Annotated in this window: 18 protein-coding genes; 8 read left to right on the forward strand and 10 right to left on the reverse strand. The window is 48.2% G+C overall.

Features of this window, described 5'->3' with window-relative positions; genetic code table 11:
* On the forward strand, window positions 1-912 hold the full coding sequence (locus tag ACYVGO_RS00795; protein WP_460966828.1) for an alpha/beta fold hydrolase: 912 nt from the start codon (window positions 1-3) through the stop codon (window positions 910-912).
* Window positions 913-973: 61 nt separating this feature from the next.
* On the opposite strand, the gene ACYVGO_RS00800 is transcribed toward ACYVGO_RS00795, so the two are convergent.
* The 3 genes from ACYVGO_RS00800 to ACYVGO_RS00810 form a co-directional block, all read right to left on the reverse strand.
* Entirely contained in the window at window positions 974-2251 is a 1278-nt protein-coding gene (locus ACYVGO_RS00800; RefSeq protein ID WP_142773974.1) for a metal-dependent hydrolase family protein, read from the reverse strand.
* Window positions 2252-2330: 79 nt separating this feature from the next.
* Window positions 2331-2750, reverse strand: coding sequence for a hypothetical protein (locus ACYVGO_RS00805; RefSeq protein WP_246859175.1), 420 nt, complete (start codon window positions 2748-2750; stop codon window positions 2331-2333).
* Between the two features lie 74 nt (window positions 2751-2824).
* A complete protein-coding gene (locus ACYVGO_RS00810) occupies window positions 2825-3280 on the reverse strand; it encodes a DUF4920 domain-containing protein (RefSeq protein ID WP_460966831.1) in 456 nt (151 codons plus the stop codon).
* Between the two features lie 101 nt (window positions 3281-3381).
* On the opposite strand from ACYVGO_RS00810, the gene ACYVGO_RS00815 reads away from it, so the two are divergent.
* Complete coding sequence (locus tag ACYVGO_RS00815) at window positions 3382-3888, forward strand: DinB family protein (RefSeq protein WP_460966833.1); 507 nt, start codon at window positions 3382-3384, stop codon at window positions 3886-3888.
* Between the two features lie 45 nt (window positions 3889-3933).
* Here ACYVGO_RS00815 and ACYVGO_RS00820 read toward each other — a convergent pair whose 3' ends face one another.
* The 4 genes from ACYVGO_RS00820 to ACYVGO_RS00835 form a co-directional block, all read right to left on the reverse strand.
* Window positions 3934-4629 (reverse strand): hypothetical protein, encoded by a 696-nt coding sequence (locus tag ACYVGO_RS00820; protein ID WP_142773970.1) that lies wholly within the window; start codon window positions 4627-4629, stop codon window positions 3934-3936.
* Window positions 4630-4784: 155 nt separating this feature from the next.
* Window positions 4785-5858, reverse strand: a complete 1074-nt coding sequence (locus ACYVGO_RS00825; protein WP_142773969.1) for an aminotransferase class V-fold PLP-dependent enzyme — start codon at window positions 5856-5858, stop codon at window positions 4785-4787.
* Window positions 5858-7777, reverse strand: a complete 1920-nt coding sequence (serA, locus tag ACYVGO_RS00830) for a phosphoglycerate dehydrogenase (protein WP_142773968.1) — start codon at window positions 7775-7777, stop codon at window positions 5858-5860. The genes ACYVGO_RS00825 and serA overlap by 1 nt, the downstream gene beginning before the upstream one ends.
* Window positions 7778-7815: 38 nt before the next feature.
* Window positions 7816-8862, reverse strand: a complete 1047-nt coding sequence (locus ACYVGO_RS00835; RefSeq protein ID WP_460966836.1) for a YheT family hydrolase — start codon at window positions 8860-8862, stop codon at window positions 7816-7818.
* A gap of 481 nt (window positions 8863-9343) precedes the next feature.
* On the opposite strand from ACYVGO_RS00835, the gene ACYVGO_RS00840 reads away from it, so the two are divergent.
* From ACYVGO_RS00840 to ACYVGO_RS00860, 5 genes are all read left to right on the forward strand, one after another.
* Entirely contained in the window at window positions 9344-10654 is a 1311-nt protein-coding gene (locus tag ACYVGO_RS00840) for a Kelch repeat-containing protein (RefSeq protein ID WP_460966838.1), read from the forward strand.
* An 11-nt stretch (window positions 10655-10665) separates the two neighbouring features.
* On the forward strand, window positions 10666-11715 hold the full coding sequence (locus ACYVGO_RS00845) for a DUF4249 domain-containing protein (protein WP_460966840.1): 1050 nt from the start codon (window positions 10666-10668) through the stop codon (window positions 11713-11715).
* 117 nt (window positions 11716-11832) lie between these two features.
* On the forward strand, window positions 11833-12861 hold the full coding sequence (locus tag ACYVGO_RS00850) for a DUF4249 domain-containing protein (RefSeq protein ID WP_460966842.1): 1029 nt from the start codon (window positions 11833-11835) through the stop codon (window positions 12859-12861).
* 24 nt (window positions 12862-12885) lie between these two features.
* Window positions 12886-15261 (forward strand): TonB-dependent receptor, encoded by a 2376-nt coding sequence (locus ACYVGO_RS00855; protein WP_460966844.1) that lies wholly within the window; start codon window positions 12886-12888, stop codon window positions 15259-15261.
* Between the two features lie 69 nt (window positions 15262-15330).
* A complete protein-coding gene (locus tag ACYVGO_RS00860) occupies window positions 15331-16002 on the forward strand; it encodes a Uma2 family endonuclease (RefSeq protein ID WP_460966846.1) in 672 nt (223 codons plus the stop codon).
* On the opposite strand, the gene ACYVGO_RS00865 is transcribed toward ACYVGO_RS00860, so the two are convergent.
* The gene (locus tag ACYVGO_RS00865) at window positions 15999-17006 is read right to left on the reverse strand and encodes a cation diffusion facilitator family transporter (protein ID WP_460966848.1); all 1008 of its coding nucleotides are present in this window, start codon (window positions 17004-17006) and stop codon (window positions 15999-16001) included. The two genes, ACYVGO_RS00860 and ACYVGO_RS00865, sit on opposite strands and share 4 nt — an antisense overlap.
* A 314-nt stretch (window positions 17007-17320) precedes the next feature.
* Between ACYVGO_RS00865 and ACYVGO_RS00870 the strand changes: the two genes are divergently transcribed.
* Complete coding sequence (locus ACYVGO_RS00870) at window positions 17321-18304, forward strand: amidohydrolase family protein (RefSeq protein ID WP_460966850.1); 984 nt, start codon at window positions 17321-17323, stop codon at window positions 18302-18304.
* Between the two features lie 145 nt (window positions 18305-18449).
* On the opposite strand, the gene ACYVGO_RS00875 is transcribed toward ACYVGO_RS00870, so the two are convergent.
* Window positions 18450-19232, reverse strand: a complete 783-nt coding sequence (locus tag ACYVGO_RS00875; protein WP_460966852.1) for a response regulator — start codon at window positions 19230-19232, stop codon at window positions 18450-18452.
* 10 nt (window positions 19233-19242) lie between these two features.
* Window positions 19243-20991: a sensor histidine kinase gene (locus ACYVGO_RS00880; protein ID WP_460966854.1), complete on the reverse strand. Its 1749-nt coding sequence runs from the start codon at window positions 20989-20991 to the stop codon at window positions 19243-19245.
* Window positions 20992-21510 lie beyond the last annotated feature (519 nt).

Genomic DNA, 21510 nt, shown 5'->3' on the forward strand with positions numbered 1-21510 from the left:
GTGACGCATACGTTTATTGACACAAGTGGCCCATCTGCCGGTTCGCCCCCCGTTCGACTTCATGTCGTTCAGGCAGGGCCAATAGATGGGCCTCTTATTATTTTGCTACATGGGTTCCCGGAATTCTGGTATGGCTGGCGGAAACAGATAGATGCCTTAGCAGAGGCCGGTTTCCGGGTTTGGGCGCCCGATCAGCGGGGCTATAACATCAGTGATAAACCAACTGGGATAGCTGCCTATAGCCTTGATTCATTGGTGGCAGATGTTATTGGACTAATCGATGCCGCAGGTCGGCACAACGCTATACTTGTGGGTCACGATTGGGGCGCGGCTGTTGCCTGGTGGACGGCGGTTTCGTTCCCGGAACGCGTAGAGCGGTTGGTTGTTCTGAATGTCCCGCACCCGATTGTGATGAAGCGGTACGCCAGTCGGAACATAGGGCAAATGCTGCGTAGCTGGTATATCGGTTTCTTTCAGTTGCCCTGGCTGCCGGAAGCCGTCGTTCGCCTGGGCAATTGGACTTTCCTGACCCAAACACTACGACGTAGCAGCCGACGGGGAATATTTAGTGATACTGATCTAAAACACTATACAGCAGCCTGGTCGCAGCCAGGTGCTGCGAAGGCCATGATCAACTGGTATCGGGCTTCCCTTCAAAAACCACCTGCTCGACAACCAACTATACGGGTTACTGTACCGACCTTATTAATCTGGGGCGTCCGGGATCAATTCCTAAAGCGGGAGATGGCACAACTCAGCATTGATCTTTGCGACAACGGACGCGTCGAATTTATCGAAAATGCCACCCACTGGGTGCAACATGATGAAGCTAAACGGGTGAATGAGTTGATAATGGGGAAGAAGGAGGAAAGGGAGGAAGGAGGAGAGGGACAGAAGGGAGGAGAGGAATAAGGAGGTCGGCTTTTGCATAATCCTATCTTCCTCCTCCTTCTTTCTTTCCTCCCTTCTCCCTCTATTGCTTATACACCTTCCCGTCTTTCATGACAAATTTGACGGCTTGCAGCGTTTTGATATTCTGAATCGGGTTTTCGTCTACGGCGATAATGTCGGCAAACTTACCGGCTTCAACCGATCCGATTTGCGCATCCATACCCAGCAGTTTTGCGTTGGTCATCAAGGCTGCTTTAATAGCTTCTACTGGTGGCATTCCTGCTTCAACCATGTATTCAAATTCTTTGGCGTTGAAGCCGTGAATGTAAACACCCGCATCGGTGCCAAAGGCAATTTTTACCCCTGCTTTGTAAGCTTTGGCAAATGTGGCCTGAATTTTTGGGCCGATGGCCAACGCTTTCGGAGTTACCAGAGCAGGGTAATAGCCGAAATGCCGGGCCGAATCAGCCGCGGTTTTACCGGCAATGATTGTTGGAACATAATATGTACCATGCTTTTTGAACAGATCAATCGCTTCATCATCCATCAGCGTGCCATGTTCGATGGTCTGTACACCAGCACGGATAGCGCGTTTCATTCCTTCGGCACCATGGGCGTGGGCAGCTACCGCAAAACCGTAATCTTTGGCCGCATCAACAACCGCTTTTACTTCTTCTTCCGTAAACTGTGGTCCCGAGCCATCTTTGGCGTTGCTTAGTACACCACCCGTTGCGGTAATTTTGATCAGGTCAGATCCATCCTTGTAGCGCTGCCGAACCGCCTTTCGAGCATCTTCAGGACCGTTGATAACACCCTCCGTTGGGCCGGGATCGCCCATCAGGTCTTTGCGGTAACCGTTGGTTGGATCGGCGTGACCGCCCGTTGTGGCAATGGATTTACCTACAGTAAGTACACGCGGCCCTTCTACCAGTCCAGCATTGATGGCGTTGCGAAGTGATACATTTACGCCTGATCCACCCAGGTCTCGAACGGTTGTGAAGCCTGCTAATAATGTAGTTTTAGCGTAGCCTGCCGCCCGATAGGCAACATCTGCTGGGTTGCTTGTAAAGCCGTCAATGGCACCACCCCGACGCGTCTGGCTTTCCAAATGAACGTGCATATCGATCAGTCCAGGCAGAACGGTTTTTGATTTCATGTCCAGCACCCGATCCTGCCCGGCAGGTGCTGTGTATCCTTTTTGTACGGCAGTAATCTTGTTGCCTTCAACAACGACCGTCATTTGGGGTTGAAGGCTATTGCCAACACCATCGAAGAGATTGCCGCAATGAATCAGTGTGCGTTGGGCAAACAGAGGAGAGGCCAGCAAGGACAAGCTTGCCAGCAGGTATAGTTTTTTCATAAATGAAGTTGGTTGGGTACAAAAAAGGCTGTAACCATCGGTTACAGCCCTCAAAATACGAAAAGACGTTGAAGAACCCTTATATTTTTGTTACCTGGACAACCGCTGCCTGGGGCTGGCCCTGGGTCGATGTGGTCGGATAGGGATAAACGTCGCGTAGAATTACCTTATAGGTCTGGTTGCTCAGGGTAACATTCGTTGAGTCCTGGCGCTTTGTCGAGTCTGGATTAAGGCTTGCTCCAATGACCAGATTAACTTTCGTGGAATCTGTTTCTTTCACTAGCAGCATCTTTACTTTTGCTTGCCCAGCCCAGACGCAGGTAGCACCCGTTGGGCAGCGGCTATCCTGAATAGAATCGACCCGAACAACTACATCCGAAGCTAGTCGGGCTGATTGGTGTAAGCCAACCGAGACCAGATCAGACGGTTGCGTATCGGACGATTTACAGGCTGAAAAGAGAAGAGTTCCAACGATGAGAAAACCAGAAAGCCGTTTCATTGAGTCTAACATAGTACTTGCAATTTGTTTCCTACAAGGATACTACTGCCAGAAAAATGGTTGGAACCGCTTCCTTATTTTTTCACAATGACGCCATCCGCAACAAAGGTCAGCGCTTTTTCAGGCTCGGTAATTTTTGCAATTTCTTCTTTCGACTTGCCCGCATCCTCGGCGTAGTGACGTAAATCGGCTACAGGGGTGGTGGTGGTTTCAGCGGTACCTTCAACCACAACAGTTTTACCGACAATGTCTTTCGGAACAAAGAAACCGTAGTCTTTAAATGTAACGCGCATGGTTTGCCCATCACCGGTTTTGACTTTCATCCAGCACCCTTTTACCTTACAGACCGACTCAACGGTGCCTTCTACTTTGGCTGGCATTTCAGTTTTGTCGGCCATTTTAGTAGCTAACTGAGTTGCTGGAATCGCCCCTTTTTCGGTAATTTTTTTGCCATGGAAACTAGCTTCATTCTGGGCAAATACACCCGTTGACGCGGCAAGCAACAAACATAATAACAGAAGATGTTTCATTGGTTTTCAGAAGATTGGTGAAATTGATTGTGTTTGGGTTGCGAAGCATTCGTAGACAAAAGTAGTAATTTCTGCCGTGAGGGCGCTTTAAAAACACAACTATGACAATTCAACAACACCTATCTGCCAACTGTCAGGCATTTATTGACCTGGCAGATAGTCTCTCCGAAGAGCAATTTCACTCGCATATTAATGAAAAGTGGTCGGTGGCTGAGGTAATGCAACACCTTTACTTATCAGCCCGACCTGTCGTACGACTGATGACTGGTCCGCGTGAGGGGTTGGTACAGTGGGGCAAAGCCGATTGGCCCTCAAGAACCTATACCGAACTAGCGTCGGCCTATTCAGAAATACTGGGGACAGGCGCTAAAGCTCCTGTTGCTATGTCGCCCCGGCTGGAGGATATGCAGGTTGAGAAAAGTGTACTAGTGGAACGTTTTACCGGGATTTATCAGGCGTTAGTGGAGGCAATTACTACCTGGTCAGAGCAGGAGCTAGCCACCTATTGTATACCCCACCCCGTACTTGGCAAGCTAACGGTTCAGGAAATGCTAATTTTTACCGACATACATACGCAACACCACTTGAGGCTATTACCTGAAGTATAAAAAAAGGCCAGCAGATCATTTCTGCTGGCCTTTTTTATAGCAAGATTACCGGGCGAGCTTCAGGCCGCGATTTCCAACACGGCCGAAGTAGTAGTTAACGCCGAATTTCAGTCGTCCTCCTTTACCCCGGCTAACGGTTGGGTCTATTTTATTGTAGAAACTGCTTTCGTACGAAATTTCAGCTCCCAATCGGTGTAGAATCCAGGCCATCATACCAATTTCAAGACCAACACTCGTGTATTTAGATTTGGTGTCGAGCGGGATCGTTTCCGAGAATTCCCGCCCGCTATTGATACTGGCTCCCACAAAGCTGCTGATTCGGGTACGAAATGGGTAATACCGGGCAAATGCGCCGACCTGCCGGGCGTGATATTTATTTCCCACAAGACGGTCTGCGTCGTAGCGTAAACCAGCCGCAAAACCCGGCTGGAAAAAATAGCCAAGGCGGGTATTGACGTCGAAGTACACCTGACCACTAGTTGTGCCAAAACCAATACCTCCACCAACAAATACGTTTCCGGGATCGAACCAGCTTAACTGATGTGTTTCCTGATAACTAAGTGATTTGTCGATTTCATCTTCGATCTTGTCACTAGCCTGTGTGGCCTTCTGACGCAGTTCCTGTTTCGTCCGGTCGTTGACAAGCGGCTGCGAACGGTCGGTTGAATCGGATCGGTTCTGAGCCAGACCAACTATCGATAGGCTTGTCGATACCAATAGGAGCGTAAGTATTTTTTTCATCGTCGTTGAGTTGAGAGCATGCAACTAATGTCCTATTAACCACGAATGAGGCATAAAGTTTGTGTTTTACCGCTGCCAGGACCGGGTGAACAAAAAAAACGCCCTCCCATTTTATGAGAAGGCGTTTGTACTACAACTTGAGGAGTGACTCAGAATTACTTCAATTGATCAAGCAGTGCCGACACCTGCTCAACTGATGTGGCAGGGAAATTAGCTATCCTAATTTGCGTGTCTTTGAACTTTCCGTAGCCGCTACCCACAATCATATTGGCCGTTTTAGCCGATGCAATGACTTCTGCCGATGGCTTTTTTGTGGTGGCTACAACGACCGTTTGCGACCGGTGCCGTTCCTGTTTGACAAACGGTTCGTAGGCGTCAGAACTATCCAGGAATTTATAAATCATCCGGGCCTTTTCTTCGGTCTGTTTTCGAATCGTATCAATGCCAATCCGGTTAAAATCTTCCGCAATTTTACCCAACAGATAAATGTACAGCACGTTTGGCGTTGCCGGCGTCTCGAAGTCCTTATAATGTTTCCAGAGGGTTGGTAACGTGTGATGCGCGCCAATCGTGAAGTCGTCCGTTTTTTGTAAGCGTTCGGCTTTTTCCAGGCACGCCTGGCTGGCAATCCAGACCCCTAATCCGGCAGGCATACCAAACGCTTTCTGTACCGAGAAAAACGCTGAATCAATGATGCCGAAATCCAGGTCAGGGTAGGGGGCGGATGAGACCATATCCACGCAAAACAGCTTCTTGGGGTATTTGCGCTTGAGCTTATGGATTTCTGTAGGTTTCATCTGCACACCCGATGAGGTTTCGTTATGCGTCAGGCAAACCAGTTCAGCATAGGCGGGTACCTCAATATCAGCCGCGTCAAATCCCTCTCCAAATGGTTTTTCGACCAGATGCGTATGCTTGTTAAGGGCATTGGCATAGTCATAAAACTTTTGGGAGAAGGAGCCATTTACGGCGTGAAAACTCTCAAATTCAACGCAATTCAGCAGGACACGTTCCCACACCTCCGATGCCGAGCCGGTAAAGAAAATGCCATGCGTGGCGGGTATATTCAGTAAGGTTCGTAACTGCTCGTCGGTAAATCTATAGATTTCCCGAAACTGCTTACTCCGGTGCGAAATCGAGCCAATCTGATCATCCAGCGCCTGTTGAAGGTGTTGGTAGAAGGTTGGGTAGAGTTCGGCGGGGCCGGGCGTGTAGTAGGTGTTTTTCATTAATAAAGAAGCCTAAACTTAATCGTGTTATCAATCCCTTTCAGTTCCTCAACCACTTCGTCAGCGTATTCTTTGGCGACATCCGTAATTACGTAGCCAATCTGCTCGTTTGTTTTCAGGTACTGACCATGAATATTGATGTGGTATTTAGCGAAAATAGAGTTCATTTTTGCCAGAATACCCGGTACGTTGGTATGAATATGCAACAGTCTGTGTGCTCCTTTCAGCATAGGTAGTTGCAGTTCAGGGAAATTAACGCTGCCATAAGTGCTTCCGTTGTTAATGTATTCCAGCAGCTTGCCCGGAACGAAATTACCGATGTTTGCCTGCGCTTCTTCGGTGCTACCTCCAATGTGTGGCGTCAGGATTACGTTTGGCAACCGGCGAAGCGTACTCATGAATTCCTCATTGTTGGTTTTTGGCTCATGCGGGAAAACATCGATGCCAGCCCCTACAACCTTACCACGCTCAATGGAATCGACCAGCGCAGGAATATCAACAATATGGCCACGGGAGAGATTCAGGAAGATAACCCCATTTTTCATCAGCGAAAACTCCCGGTAGCTGATGAGGTTTTTGTTTTCCTTCCGTCCATCGGTATGCAGGCTGATAATATCGGCAATGGCCAGCAGTTCGTCCAGCGATTTGCATTTGCGGGCATTACCAAGAGCCAGTTTATCAACTATATCGTAGAAGTAAACTTCCATGCCAAGGGCTTCGGCGACGACCGATAACTGGGTGCCGATGTTGCCATAACCAACCAGCCCAAGTTTCTTCCCACGAACTTCAAAACTATTTTTTGCTGATTTATCCCAGCCACCCTTGTGCATCAAATTACTCTTGGGCACAATACTCCGGATCAGCATAATGATCTCGCCAATGGCTAGTTCAACGACCGAGCGGGTGTTACTGTAAGGCGCATTGAAAACGGCGATGCCTTTTTCGGTACAGGCATCCAGGTCGATCTGGTTGGTACCGATGCAAAAGGCACCAACGGTCATCAGTTTATTCGCGTGTTCAAGAACGCGTGCCGTCACGTTCGTTTTTGAGCGGATACCCAGAATCGATACATCACGAATGGCTTCAATGAGTTCCTCTTCATCCAATGCACCTTTCCGAATTTCCACGTTAAAGCCTTCCTGTTCGAAGAGCTGAACCGCCACGGGGTGGACATTTTCCAACAGCAACACTTTAATCCGACTTTTGGGGTACGACTGGCTCCGGCTCAGGTTATTATGGTATAGGAATTCGTCGAGAGAAGGGGCTACGTGATCGGCTTTTTCAACGACACGAGGACGCATTACATTTTCGGTAAAGGCATAAAACCGGTTCGCCAGACCCGATGCCCGAATTTCATAGTCGGTATAGCCATCCCCAATAACGTACACTTCGCCATCGAGTTTCAGATTCCGGATCACCTGCGATTTGCCATCGTTGGCCGAAAGTGGATTTTTAGGGTCGAAACCAACAATTGCACCCGCTTCATCGAACACGAACGTATTGGCAAACACGTGATCGGCCCGAACACCCAGCGATGTTACGATGGGGACGATAAACTCCCGGAAGCCATTCGAGACGATGTAAATATTATCCGCGTTCTCAGTCAGGAACGCCTTGTTCCGCTGAAACGAATCGGATATTTTACCCATCAGATTTTCGATCAGAGCAGGCAACTGATCACGGTGGGCCTTTAAAAGATTCAGGCGTAGATTGAGCGATTCGGTGAAGGAAATTTCGCCCGACATACCCCGGTCAGTAATGGCTTTAACCTGATTCAGTACATCGTCGCGGTCTGGGCGACCGATGAGCGAAATCTCGCCCAGTACGTCCAGTGCTTCTACCTTGGTGAAGGTGCTGTCGAAATCAATAATGTAATACGTCTGTTCGGTCGTGCCGACGTTCGGTTGTTTAGTGAGCATGATTGGGATATCGCCATCGCAGCGATTTAGTGATCTTCTTATTGGTAAATCAAGTTAGGTGCTGTTAAAAATGCTACTGCCCGTTTCTCTGACCAGTACGTCCCCTGGATGCCTTCATCTTTTGCCGGGAAGCCACAGTGGCCGCCCTGTTCAGGGAACTCCATCCACATGTTCGGTAGTTCCCTTGCCAACTCGCTCGGGAAACATTCCGGCGACAGGAAAGGGTCATTTTTTGCATTGACAATCAGTGTTGGAATGGTAATGGCGGGTATAAACTGCAATGAACTGCTTCGCGTATAATAGTCTTCCACATCCAGAAAACCGTTCATGGGGGCCGTAAACGTATTATCGAACTCCCGAACGCTGCGTACTTTTCGCACGGCTTCGGTCGGAAAAATGCCCGGCATGACTGCGGCTTTTTCCAATACTTTTCGTTTTAACGTTCGGTTAAATCGGTAATTATAAACCAGACTGTCCCACTGTTCAAGCCGCCGTGCCGATCCCATTAAATACATGGGAACTGAAAACACTACCGCTTTTTTGATGGCTGGATGTACTGCCGTACCGTGTTCTCCCAGGTATTTGAGCGTTACGTTGCCTCCTGCGCTGAACCCCATCAGATAAATGGTTTGATAGCCTTTCGAAAGCGCATGTTGTATAACCAGCTGCAAATCACCAGTTTCGCCAACGTGATAAAACCGTTGCTGCCGATTCATCTCACCGCTACAGGACCGGTAGTGCCAGGCCAGACAGTCGAATCCATTTTGCGTTAGATGGCGTACCATTCCGGCCAGATAAGGACTCGTGGAGCTGCCTTCCAGACCGTGGGTGAGGATAACCAATGGATAATGTGTAATGGATAATGGATAATGCTGAGAAGGAATTTCTGCATTGTTCATTATCCATTGTTCACTATTCATCGAATTCGCCCAATCCAAATCCAGAAAATCATCATCGGGGGTTTCGATACGTTCGCGGACGTAGGAGACTGCTACCTTGCGGAACAGCGAGGGAATGATGGTTTGCAGGTGGCCGTTCCACAAACGGGTGGGTGGCTTATAACTTGATGGGGCAATCAGCGGCATTACCGAACGCGGGCGATTGAAGCCGCAAAGGTAAGAGTTCCAGAAGTTAGAAGCTTGGTAAATCCAATAAAAAAAGGCTGGTCGTAGGGCGACCAGCCTTTCCTGTTGAATACAACCTGAATTGAAAAAAGCAATGTTGGCTACTGCCGAAGCAGTAAGTGGTTCAAAATTGGTAAATAAAAAGAATTAATACAACTATTTCGATAAAATTTAATTTAGATTTCTGCTGATTGATTTGTTGCGAGTAGCGTATCTTGCTGAATCGTTGTGAATTAACGGATCGACTTTGATCCGTCTACGCATGCGTTCAAGCGCCATTCGACTACTTAGCTGCTTTCTGATAGCAGCTTTGCCAACGAGCTGCATTTTAAAAACTGATCCGTTAAATAACCAGTTGGCAATCATTTTAATGTAGATTCGCTATCCTGTATTCGTTTAATTAAATAACTGTAAGTTTATAATAACTATCCGCTCTGCGTTCATGAAAGAAGTTATTGGGTTGCTCCTTGTTGTGCTGCTAAGCCTGATCGGTTGCCAACCCAAATCGCCCGGACCGGCTACCATCATTAATACGAAAATTGTGTTACCCTCACAGGCTGCGCTGGTATCGGTGCAGACGACCGGTGCAACAACGGCTGAGGTAGTCATTAAACTCACGTCGGCTATTAAATCGACGGATTGGCGATTGACGGCGCAAACCACTTCGGGGGTGCTTTTGCCATTGGAGACCGGCGAGACAAAAGCATACGACCCATTTACCTTAACTACATTTAAACTAACAGGTGTGCAGGTAGGGCAGACCTATAAACTACAGTTGGGTTTTCGGTACAATCAGAAAGACAGCCTGACCCTGGAGCGGGCGTACACACATACGACCTACAACCCCTGGAAGCGACGGGAACATTTGCCATTTGACAGTGGTGATTTTACGGGCTCCATCATTGATTACACCGCCGACCGCTCGGGTAGTTCGGTTCGGGTTACGCGCTATGTTGATGCCGAAACCTGGCAAACCGTTGTATTTGGAAATGAGCAAAATGCCTGGTATGATGCCTATGCACCTGGGGTAACAGTTCGGCGGGGTCTGATTGAGTATATTTTGTACGGGCATAATATCGACCGGTCGTACTTCTATGGGTTGGGCTATCAAACAGATGATTTGTTCCCAGGTAAGTATGTCTATCTACGAGATCAATATGCTGTTTTTCCGGGTGGCGGTAGTGCTGTATTTCCCTACTACCAGGGCGAAGATGGTGAGCTTGCTTATTTTACAACTACAGAATGGGCGTTTTTCCTGACTAATAATGGATCACCGGCCATGCGGGGAATTTATGTGCAATTTGATCAGGAAGCTCGTGCTCCTTTACCAGAAAAACCGGGAGTTATGGCTACGTTCAGTATTGGTGAAGTCGGTTACGTTGTTAATCAGGTTCAGGGAAGCCAGCCACATTTGTTTGCCTACGATTCGCAGAAAGATATATGGACACGTAAGGCCGACTTCCCGGGTACTCAGCGAACACGCGGTGCTGGCTTTTCGGTCAAAGGAAAGGGCTATTTTGGGCTGGGCATTGCCACCAGCCAGCAGGGCCTTCGCGACATCTGGCAGTATGATCCCACTACCGATAAATGGCAATACATGACCGACTATCCGGGCGAAGGCAATCGCTATCTGGTGGTGTGGAGTGGACCTAATCGGGCCTACCTCGGCTGGGGCTACGAGAGCCAGACGGTTGTAGGATCACAGGGTTATCGGCAAGTGGGGTGTACGGATTTTTGGGAGTTCTTGCCATGAGAAAAAAGCATATGAAACTCCGGAGCATCTTCACATTTCTAAGTGTCTTACTCGTAGCCTCCTGCGTGAATGAGGTTCAACTTCCCATTCGGCAAGTGAAAGCGCGGTTGGTGGTTGATGGGCTGATTACGGACGAAGCACCACCATATCCAATAAAATTGACCTTGTCGGGAGCCTACTCGTCGGGAGGAGGTTTTCCGGAAGAGTTGATTATCAACGGAGCCGTTGTGACCATTAGGGATAACGGCGACCGAACCGTACAACTTGAGCAAGATCCTTTACTTCCGTCTTATTATTGGGTTCGGGACACTACATTTCGGGGTCAGGCGGGCCATTGGTATACGCTGAAGGTGGTTATGCCGGATGGGACTGTATATGTATCGACTTCTGAATTACTGGCTCCAGTGGCACCTCTGGAGCAGGTTTCTGCCGAATTTCATCAGTCTGATGGTAGTCTTGGTCAGCCCGACCTGTATAACATTCTGATCGATACCCGTGACCCAGCCACGTTGGGAGATTACTACCGCTGGTCGACGTATAGCTACGTACCCCGCTGGACAAGTTATGATCCTCAGCACCCACCCCCGCCGGGGGTGGGTGGCGTTTGTAATACTTGCTCTTGCTGGGTGCCTTACTATAGTCAGCTAACCAATGTGCTGTCGGATGCGCTCATCAATGGGAATCGCATCAGCCATCGGTCTGTATTCAATTCGCCCGTCTATGCGGTTGGTAAGCAGTACGTTGAGGTACGCCAATATTCGCTTACCCGTTTGGCGTACCAATACTGGACTCGTTTTGAGGAGCAACGTAGCCGAACGGGCTCCCTCTTCGACCCGCAACCGGCTTCTATTGAGGGAAATGTGCATCAGCAAGCCGATACAACCGTGCTGGCGCTGGGCTATTTTGGTGCATCGTCGGTAAGTCGACAGCGGCTGGTTATTCGGGGCGATACGATTCAATATGACAAATTCCTGAACCGACTCAATAAGGTATTTATCCCTCCCGGTCATTGCCCGGATAATTTTTCGATCTTTCAATTAGGCCCGCCCGTGGGTTGGTAGATACAAAGAAAACAGGTTATGACACAGAGATACACAGCGATGGTATGGAGATACACTGAGGTTTTTAGCTGGACTGGCGGGTTAAACAAACTAGTCGTACGGCAAACAAAAGTCTTTATGAATCTCTGTGCCATCTCTGCGTATCTCTGTGGTATGATCTTAACCGCTTGCGTGAATGAGGTACAGCTCCCCATTCGGCAGGTAAAACCGCGCCTGGTGGTGGATGGGTTGATTACCGACGAAGCGCCCCCTTATCCCATCAAACTGACTTTGTCGGGAGCGTATTCGTCGGGAGGAGGCTTCCCGGAAGAGTTGATTATCAATGGAGCTGTGGTCACCATTACCGATAATGGTGATCGGACGGTGCAACTTGAGCAGGACTTGCTTCAACCGTCCTATTATTGGGTACGCGACCCCAGTTTTCAGGGCCAAGCTGGCCATCGGTACACATTAAAGGTGGTTTTGCCCGATGGTACGGTCTATATATCGAATCCTGAATTGCTGGCTCCGGTGGCAACCATTGAGCGAGTTGATGCGGAATATCGCCGACAGAACAGCAGCTTCGGTCAGCCCGATCTGTATGGTATTTTTATCGACACCCGAGATCCGGCTTCTCTGGGAGACTATTATCGCTGGTCGACCTACAGTTATGTACCCCGCTGGACTAACGTTGATCCCATGCATTCTAGCTGTAGTGTTTGTTCTTGCTGGGCCCCTTATTTCAGTGAGCTAACCAATGTGCTGTCGGATGCGCTCATCAATGGTAACCGGATCAGTCATAGACTGGTATTTAATTCGCCGGTGTATGCCATTGGGAAACAATTCGTTGAAGTTCGGCAGTATTCATTAACCCGCTCGGCTTATCAATACTGGACTCATTTTGAGGAACAACGCAGCCGAACCGGTTCACTATTCGATCCGCAACCGGCTTCTATTGAGGGCAACGTGCACCAGCAGGTTGATACAACCGTGCTGGCGCTGGGTTACTTTGGAGCCTCGGCCGTGAGCAAACAACGATTGATTATTCCGGGCGATACGATTCAGTACGACAGATTCCTGAATCGGCTGAACAAGGCGTTTATTCCACCCGGAAGCTGTCCTGGTAATTTCCCGCTGTCTCAACTGGGTCCGCCAACGAACTGGTAATGAACTCGCTTAATCGACTTATTTATGACATACCGTATACGTATTAAGTATTGGCTTCTCTTCGTCAGTTGCTGGTTTCTTTGTGGGTCTGCCCACGCCCAGACCCGTTTCCGTATTTACGGTCAGGTAATGGATGGCGTAACGAACAAACCATTGGCCAACGTGTCGGTCTATGACAAGAAGCAGGGTGCTGGCACAACAACAGATAGTACTGGCGCTTTTAGCATGCAAGTGCTGCCCGGGCCGTATAACCTGACGTTTTCTGCCGTAGGCTATTACACCCGTAGCCGGTTTCTGGAAATAGAGCGGGGGAACATACGGATGGAAGTGGCACTCAATCCAGACACCCGCCAACTGGATGAAGTTAATGTAAAGGGCCGTACGCCCGATGCCAATGTGTCGGCAACACAGATGAGCGTGGTGCGGTTGGATATGAAAAACCTGCGAAATATTCCAGTGGTATTTGGGGAAGTCGATATTCTAAAAGCTTTAACGCTGCAACCGGGCGTAAGTACGGTAGGCGAGGGGGCTGGCGGGTTCAATGTACGCGGTGGCCGTACCGATCAGAACCTGGTATTGCTGGACGGTGCTCCGCTGTTCAATACCAGCCATTTGCTGGGCCTGTTGAGTAACCTGAATGCAGACGCGATTCAGGATGTAACGTTGTATAAAGGCGGTATCCCGGCTGCCTATGGTGGACGATTATCGTCTCTGCTGATTATGAACACCAAACCTGGCGAAACGGATCGTATTCGCGTTGATGGTGGTGTTGGCTTGTTAACCAGTCGGTTGATGGTGCAGGGGCCGGTTACGAAGAATAAGAAACTGACGTTTCTGGCGGGCGGGCGCATTGCGTATCCGTCGTTTATTCTGGGCTTGTTTCCCGAACCTACGAATAAAGACCGTGCGTTTTTCTATGACCTGAATGGACGACTGACCTATCGACTCAATGCCGACAGCCAAGTATCCGCAACAGTATATCGAAGTTACGATACCTTCAAATTTCCGCAGGATACGCTGTATACTACGCAATCGACCTTGCTGACAGCCCGTTGGAGCCAGCGACTAAATCCACAACTGTCTTTCAATCTGACGGCTACTCAAAGTGACTATCGGTTTTTCTTAGATGGTCTGACGGCTGCCAATATGTATCGCTATCGCTCCACCATCCGCCAGCGCGACGCCCGGCTCGACTGGTTATATAGTCCCAAACCCACCCATCGACTTGAATTTGGCGGATCGATGACGGGCTATAGTTTGCTGCCCGGTTCAATTGTTCCTACCGGCGACTTCTCAAATATCAATTCGCTGACGTTACCAACTGAACAGGCTCGCGAATGGGCGGGCTATATCTCGGAGGAATGGACGCCGGTTCGGGTGTTGTCGGTACAAGTGGGGGTTCGGTATGCCCAGTTTACGAACGTAGGGCCGGGCGTGGCGTATCAATATGCCGAAGGGCAACCCCGCACTCGGGAGAGCATTATCGATACCCTGCGCTATAACAGCGGTCAGGCCGTTGCGCAGTATGGAGGTTGGGAGCCGCGCCTGACCATACGGGCGAACCTAACCCCCAATAGTTCGCTGAAAGTAAGCTACAACCGAACCCGGCAGTTTCTGCATTTGATTTCGAATACAACGGCCATCTCGCCCGTCGATTTCTGGAAAGTGAGCGATGCCCTGGTGCCACCTCAGGTAGCCGACCAACTGGCGGTGGGCTACTTCCGCAATTTTAACGATAACATGTACGAAACCTCCATAGAGGTCTATCATAAAACGCTGGAGAATCTGGTCGAATACCGAAATGGCGCTACGCTGTTGCTCAATCCAACGCTGGATGCAGACTTGTTGCGGGCACAGGGCAAGGCATATGGCGTAGAGGTAAGTGTTCAGAAAACGCGCGGATTACTAACGGGTTTAATTGCCTATACCTATTCCCGAACGCTGGCGCGGGTGTCCAGCCCGTATCCCAGTGTACAAATCAATGGGGGCGAGTGGTATCCGTCCACCTTCGACCGACCCCATAACCTGACCATTGCTACTCAGTGGAAATGGAGTCGTGGCTGGACATTCGGTACGAATTTCGTATACACCAGCGGTCGCCCGACAACGTATCCTGATGGTACCTACCGACTCAACGGCGCTAAAGTGCTCGATTATTCGCAGCGCAATGCCGACCGTATTCCTGATTATCACCGACTGGATGTGTCGTTTACGAAAGATGGTCGACGAACACCGGGTCAGCGGCATTACAGCAATTGGTCCATATCGTTCTATAACGTCTATGCCCACAAAAATCCCTATTCAATCTATTTTCAGCGTGTGAATACCACAACCAAAAGCTACCAGCTATCTGTTTTTGGTACCATTATTCCATCTATCAGCTGGAATTTTACGTATTAGCGACCAGTTGTAGATAACGCATTATCTGACTGTAACCTGTTATCTTTGATAAACAGTCATCAATAGATCATGTCCGACCTGCTGTTTCGAATTTTAGATACGCCCCAGGCTCCGCTTATTTTGCAACAGGCGCAGGCCATTTTGAACAATGAACACCGGAAACGACAGGCGTTCTATGAATGGCTTGATGAGGACAAAAAGGCTGAGTTTATCAATGGAGAGATCGTTGTACATTCACCTGCATTGGATCGACATAATTCCGCAATGTTGTTTCTGGCGACACTGCTAAGTGTATATGTGAATGATCGTGACCTAGGCTATGTCCGTGCAGAAAAGGCTCTGGTTGAGCTAACCCGCAACAGCTACGAACCCGACGTTTGCTACTTTGGGCCTGCTAAAGCCTCCCAGATTACAGACGATCAATTATACTACCCTGCGCCCGATTTTATTGCGGAAGTTCTTTCAAAGAGTACCGAAAAGAATGATCGCGAGACCAAATTTGCCGATTATGCCGCTCACCGTGTTGCTGAATACTGGATCATAGATCCGCTTCGCCGAACAATTGAGCAATATAGTATTGATGCCGATATAGAAGAATACGCGCTGATGGGATCGTTTGGCATTAAAGAAACGGTAACCAGTCATGCTATTACAGGCTTTACTATTCCTGTGCGGGCCTTGTTCGACACGGCGGCAAATATGGGAGCCTTACGCAACCTGCTAACAAAAGACGTTTCTTAAACCCCAGAGGCCAATACCGGTACAAAGTGCTTCTGATTCAGCGGCAGATTTTCGGCTGTCCATTCGATGTCATCGACGAAGGCAAATGCGCGGACGGGGCAATCGACCACGCGGCAGTAGTGGCAGCACTCTTTTTCGCAGGGATCAGTGTGAACAAAAATTTCAACTTCGCCCTGAAATCCCTCTTTGAGTGTATCTTCAAAATGATGCACCTCATCATGTACCTGATGCAACTCCCAATAATAAGGGAGCGTCAGATGGCAGTCGATGTGTAAATCAGCCCCGTACTTCTGCACGCGTAAGTTATGCACATCAATCCAGTTACGGTCTTTGTGTACATTCAATAGATTCACGACCCGGTGGAGCGTTGGAATATCGGTTTCGTCCATGAGCCGGGCAACGGATTGGCGGGTAATCTGAAATCCGTTATAAATGATCACTAGGGCCAGCACAACAGAAAGCGTACTATCGATCCAATGTTTACCGGTAACGCTAACCAGTACAATCCCGATCATGACCACAATACTGCTGAACGTATCGGTCAGTAAGTGCTTACCATCGGCGGTTAGGGCGGCAGAATCCGTAACACGACCCGACCGGATGAGCATCCAGCCCACAAAGGCATTAGCCGCAGCCGTTACACCAACCAGGGCAAACCCCCAATCAAGATTACTTAACGGTTTAGGGTCGAAAAAACTTAGAATGGCCTGCCAGATAATGACTAAACCTGCTGAAAGGATCATGGCACCCTCGAACCCCGATGATAGAAACTCTATTTTACCATGCCCGTAGGGGTGATTATGATCCCGGGGTTGTCCGGCCAGATAAATACTGTAAAAAGCGAAACCGCTGGCTATAACATTGACAATGGATTCGACAGCATCAGAAAGAATAGCGGTCGAATAGGTTAGGAAATAGGCGGTGAATTTGAGAACCAGTAAAACAATGCTCAGTCCCAGCGAGATGCCCATCCAGCGGTATTTCGTTTGTTGACCAGCACGCATACAGTTTTATTGAGAAGTAGTTAGGTGCTACAAAGGTAACGATTCGTACGGGGAATGTTGGTGTTGGATATTGAGTGAGCAGGCTATTTGATGCGTTCATTTCGGTTAGAAACCACAAGGGTATCTGATTCGGAAAAGGCGCATCGTGGTGTAAGTTTCTAAAAACTGATACCACGATATAAATATTTTTCGAAGAAATAGTAGACCGCTTTGTAATACATACTCTTTGTGTACTTTTGACATAAAGAGCGCGATTCTACGCTCTGAAATCCCGAATACCTCTTATTTCTACCAATTTGCCCGGATTTTCCCCTATGAAAAAACTTGTTCTATTACTAGCCTGCCTGAATGTATCCGGCGCTTTACTGGCCCAAGTCCGCAGGCCACTTCCTATTATCGACGTGCATGTGCACGCCATGAAGGTAAGCCCCGGTTTTGCCGTTGAAATGTGTCCCTGGTTTTTACGTGATATGCCAGGGGGTGACCCTAACCAACAGATGCGCGCATTCCTCAATACGGAATGCGTTGACCCCTTACAACCCGCCAAATCGGACAAAGAAATGACGGCTGCCGTACTGGAAACGATGGAACGGCTCAACATGACCATCGTGGCGTATGGCGATGCGCAGATTTTGCACGAATGGAAAAAAGCCGCTCCAGACCGGGTTATTCCGGGCATTGGGGTCAGCTCGCCGAAGGATATGAGTGTAAAAGCATTTACGGATTCCCTGTCGACCGGCTTTTATAAAGTAATGGGTGAGGTAGCTCCTCAGTACCAGGGTCTTTCGCCGAGCGATATGTCGCTGGATGAATACTTCGCTGTTGCCGAAAAAATGAATATTCCGGTCGGAATTCACATGGGAACTGGGGGTAATGGGATGGCTAACATCAGTGGAGGGAAATACCGGGCTTCATTGGGCAGACCGTTCTTATTGGAAGACATGTTAGCCCGTCATCCCAAAATAAAAATATGGGTGATGCATGCCGGGTACCCGATGATTGATGAAATGATTGGGTTGATGGGGGCCAATGCCTATGTGTATGTCGATCTGGCCGGTTTCATCTGGAGTTATCCTCAGGCAGAAATTCATGCCTATCTCAAACGGCTGGTGCAGGCTGGATTTGGCAAACGGATTCTATACGGCACCGATTTTATGGTATGGCCCAAGTTATTCGAAACCTCGATCAGCGTGATTGAAAACGCCGACTACTTATCGTTCGATCAGAAACGGGATATTATGTTCAACAATGCGGTCCGCTTCTTCCGGCTGGACGCCAGCAAGTTTAAGTACCCCTGATTAGTTGCCTCAAGGAGTTGTACTTGCTATGTAATCGCGCAAAATTTTTAACCACAGAGGCACAGAGAACACAGAGGGAAAAGCATTGATTCTCTCTGAATTCTCTGTGCCTCTGTGGTTAAAAATGAAGGTTAATGCTGTCTACTTATTGAAATCGATGCTTGCCTTCAGCTAAATTTGATGGTGGGGTTTTTACGATGGCAAATCGTTGCAGAAACTGTTTGTGATTATTTTCTGGAAATGGAACAGGTAGTTTACGACCCTGTACATAAAACTGACTTTTGTCGATTCGCTCCACAAAATCCAGATTGATCAATAGGGAACGTGAAAGGCTGTAAAAATTAGCACTCGTAAAAAATTGAGCGATATACCCTAAATTCATCGAAAAAACCTGCTTTTGCTCTTCATGAATCAAGTAGACCTCTACGTATGCCCGGTCGGCCTGTAAGTAAAGCACCTCACTTTTTTTGATCTTCACATATCCTTTTCCCTGATCGACGGGTAGATACAGGCTATCCGATAAAAAGGGATCAACGGAGTTAACCTGGGCTGCCTGATAATTGTAATAGGCCAACTCGACCTGAATCGCTAATTCTTTATGTCGGAAGGGTTTTAACAGGTAAGCTGCTGGATGCGTCTGTTGGGCCCGAGCAATGGTGGGTTGCTCTGAGTGTCCCGTCAGGAAAATAATGGGTACTGTGTGTTGTGTGAGTAAACGTTGTGCAATATCAATTCCATCGTCGGTGGAGTGTTCCAGATGGATATCTATTAACACCAGATCGGGTGGATTGATGCGGGCCGAGGTCAGCGCTGCGGGTAAACTGCGTGCAATGTCGGTCACGTGATGGCCTGCCTTTTCCAGTGTTTCCCGGATATCGTGGGCGGTTACCAACTCGTCTTCGATGATTAGGATTCTGAGCGATTTCATATAAACTGTACTAGATTTTTTGCCACTTGGGCGAAAGAGGAAGGAGGGTAAACGTCATCGTAAAGACCGTACCACCATTATTTTCAAACTGATACGTACCGTACAATTGCTCCACTTGTATCTGAATCAGGCGCATGCCAAATGATTTGGACGATAATGGAAGTACATCAAAGCCTTTCCCATTGTCGGCTACATGCAGGTGAAAGGTGTTTTTATCTAAAGTGGCCTCAATGTGGAGGGTTGGGTGTGAATTTCCCGGAAAAGCATATTTACAGGCGTTGGTTACCAACTCATTCACAATTAACCCAATACGCATAACATGGTCGGCAGAAAGGGTGAGGGTAGACGGGATTTGGTGAATGGTCTCGACCTCATCCAGTTCAAATGTTTGTAAGACCATTTCGGTCAGTTCTCGTATAAAATCAGCTACATTGACTGTAATGAGATTGTCACCATCGTAGAGTTTGCGCTGAAGTAAACTCATTACTTCAATACGACGCTGACTGTCTTCGACGGCATTTCTGGCACTTTCGTCAACGAGACGATTGGACTGCAAACTCAACAGGCTGGATATTAACTGTAAGTTATTTTTAACGCGGTGGTTTTGCTCCTGTACCAGGGCTGCATTATGAAAGCTAAGCCGGCTGTTTTTTCGCGAAAGCCGATAGAATGTCACACTTGCAATACCCATACCTAGTAACAAAACCGAAATCACTATCAAAAATCGACGTTGTGTCTGTTGGTTTTGCTGACTCAGTACCAGCTCTCGCTGTTGACTTTTGAGTTGGGCTTCTTTTTTTTCGGTATCATACTCAACACTAAGCCGGGAGACCGCTCCATGTCGATCGGCCATCATTTGGTCGCGCTCAAAGCCTCGAACGACCAACGATTGATCGAACGCCTTTTGCCAATCTTTTTTTTGTTGGTAATACTGCATATACGTATTGACCAACTCCCGATCCATCTCAAACTCCCTGCTATGTAACGAGTTATACAGGGCGCTTGCCTGCAGCAGCAGCGGATAGGCTCTATCTGGCTGATTGAATTGTAAATAGGTACGAGCAAGCTGGAGGCTAACGATAGCCTGGCTGCTTTTTTGGTTCAAGGCTCTATGTATTTGTAAGGCTATCTGATAGTACTGAAATGCCTGGGGATTTCGCTGGAATCCGTAAATTTTACCAAGCATGCCGCTCTCGGCAGCTATACTAATGGAATCCTTCAGCCTGTAAGCCATTTGTTCAGCCCGTTTACAATAGTAAAACAGACTGTCTTGTGATGGATGCCTTCGACTGTTGACTAAGCTATCATAACAAACAGACAGATAAACATCGCTCATAGACTGGTAGGCCGACATCAGGGCTTTGGGCGTACTCGTCCGGGCATAAGCCAACGCAAGTCGGGCATAGTCGAGTGCCTTATTCAGATTCGCTTGTTCCCGTTCCAACCAGGCTAGACGGGCATAAATTCTGCTGATTTTATCAAGTTGATGCTTTTGTTCTACAAAACGAAGCGACTTCATGAAATAGCGCTTGCCAGTTAGATAGTCCCGGGCGGCTACGTGTATTTTTCCATACAGGTAATAGGCTTCTGCAAAAAGTGCAGCGTCTTTTTTGGCAATCGCTTCCCGCTCAACTTCCTGAGCATAGGCGAGTTTCTCGGGTTGTAGGGGTAATCGGATGGACGGTTGGGCAACAACAGCACTCATTCGGATGAACATAAGCAGGAACAAGAGCTGAAGTTTGTTGCTGTGCGATTTCATCAAATACGGCGTAGAGCCTGGCTGTAGATAGATAGGGCTATTTGTAAAAGTAGGTTTTTTCGACAGACTACCTATCTCATAAATGCCTTTTTTTGATTCGTAAATGGCTCGGAAAGCAATTGTAGGTGTTCGGAAAGAGGTTATCCTATCTGGGAGGTTCTACGAAATGCATGTTGAAATTACCGCTAAACTTGAGGTACTAGAATGTCAACTCATAGAACTCAATTGTATGTCAATAGGAAAACGGAGTTGATATTTCAATGGCTTATTATTCTATCCACACCATTTTTTTAACAGCCCTGACGTAGTAAAAGAAACACGCCTGTTGTGGAAGCCGGGACTGATAAATTAAAACGCAATTTATGTGTTGATGATCTTGTTTGTGAGAGGTCATGAATTAAACTTTCGCCCAATCTTATGTTGGATGCGGGCCTGAGTATGGCTTCCGTCAGCGGGTTGCGTTTGGCAGTAAAGCAAGCGTGGTTGCTCGCATTTCCGACTTCGGTCGACAAGCATAAC

Source organism: Spirosoma migulaei (assembly GCF_054776855.1).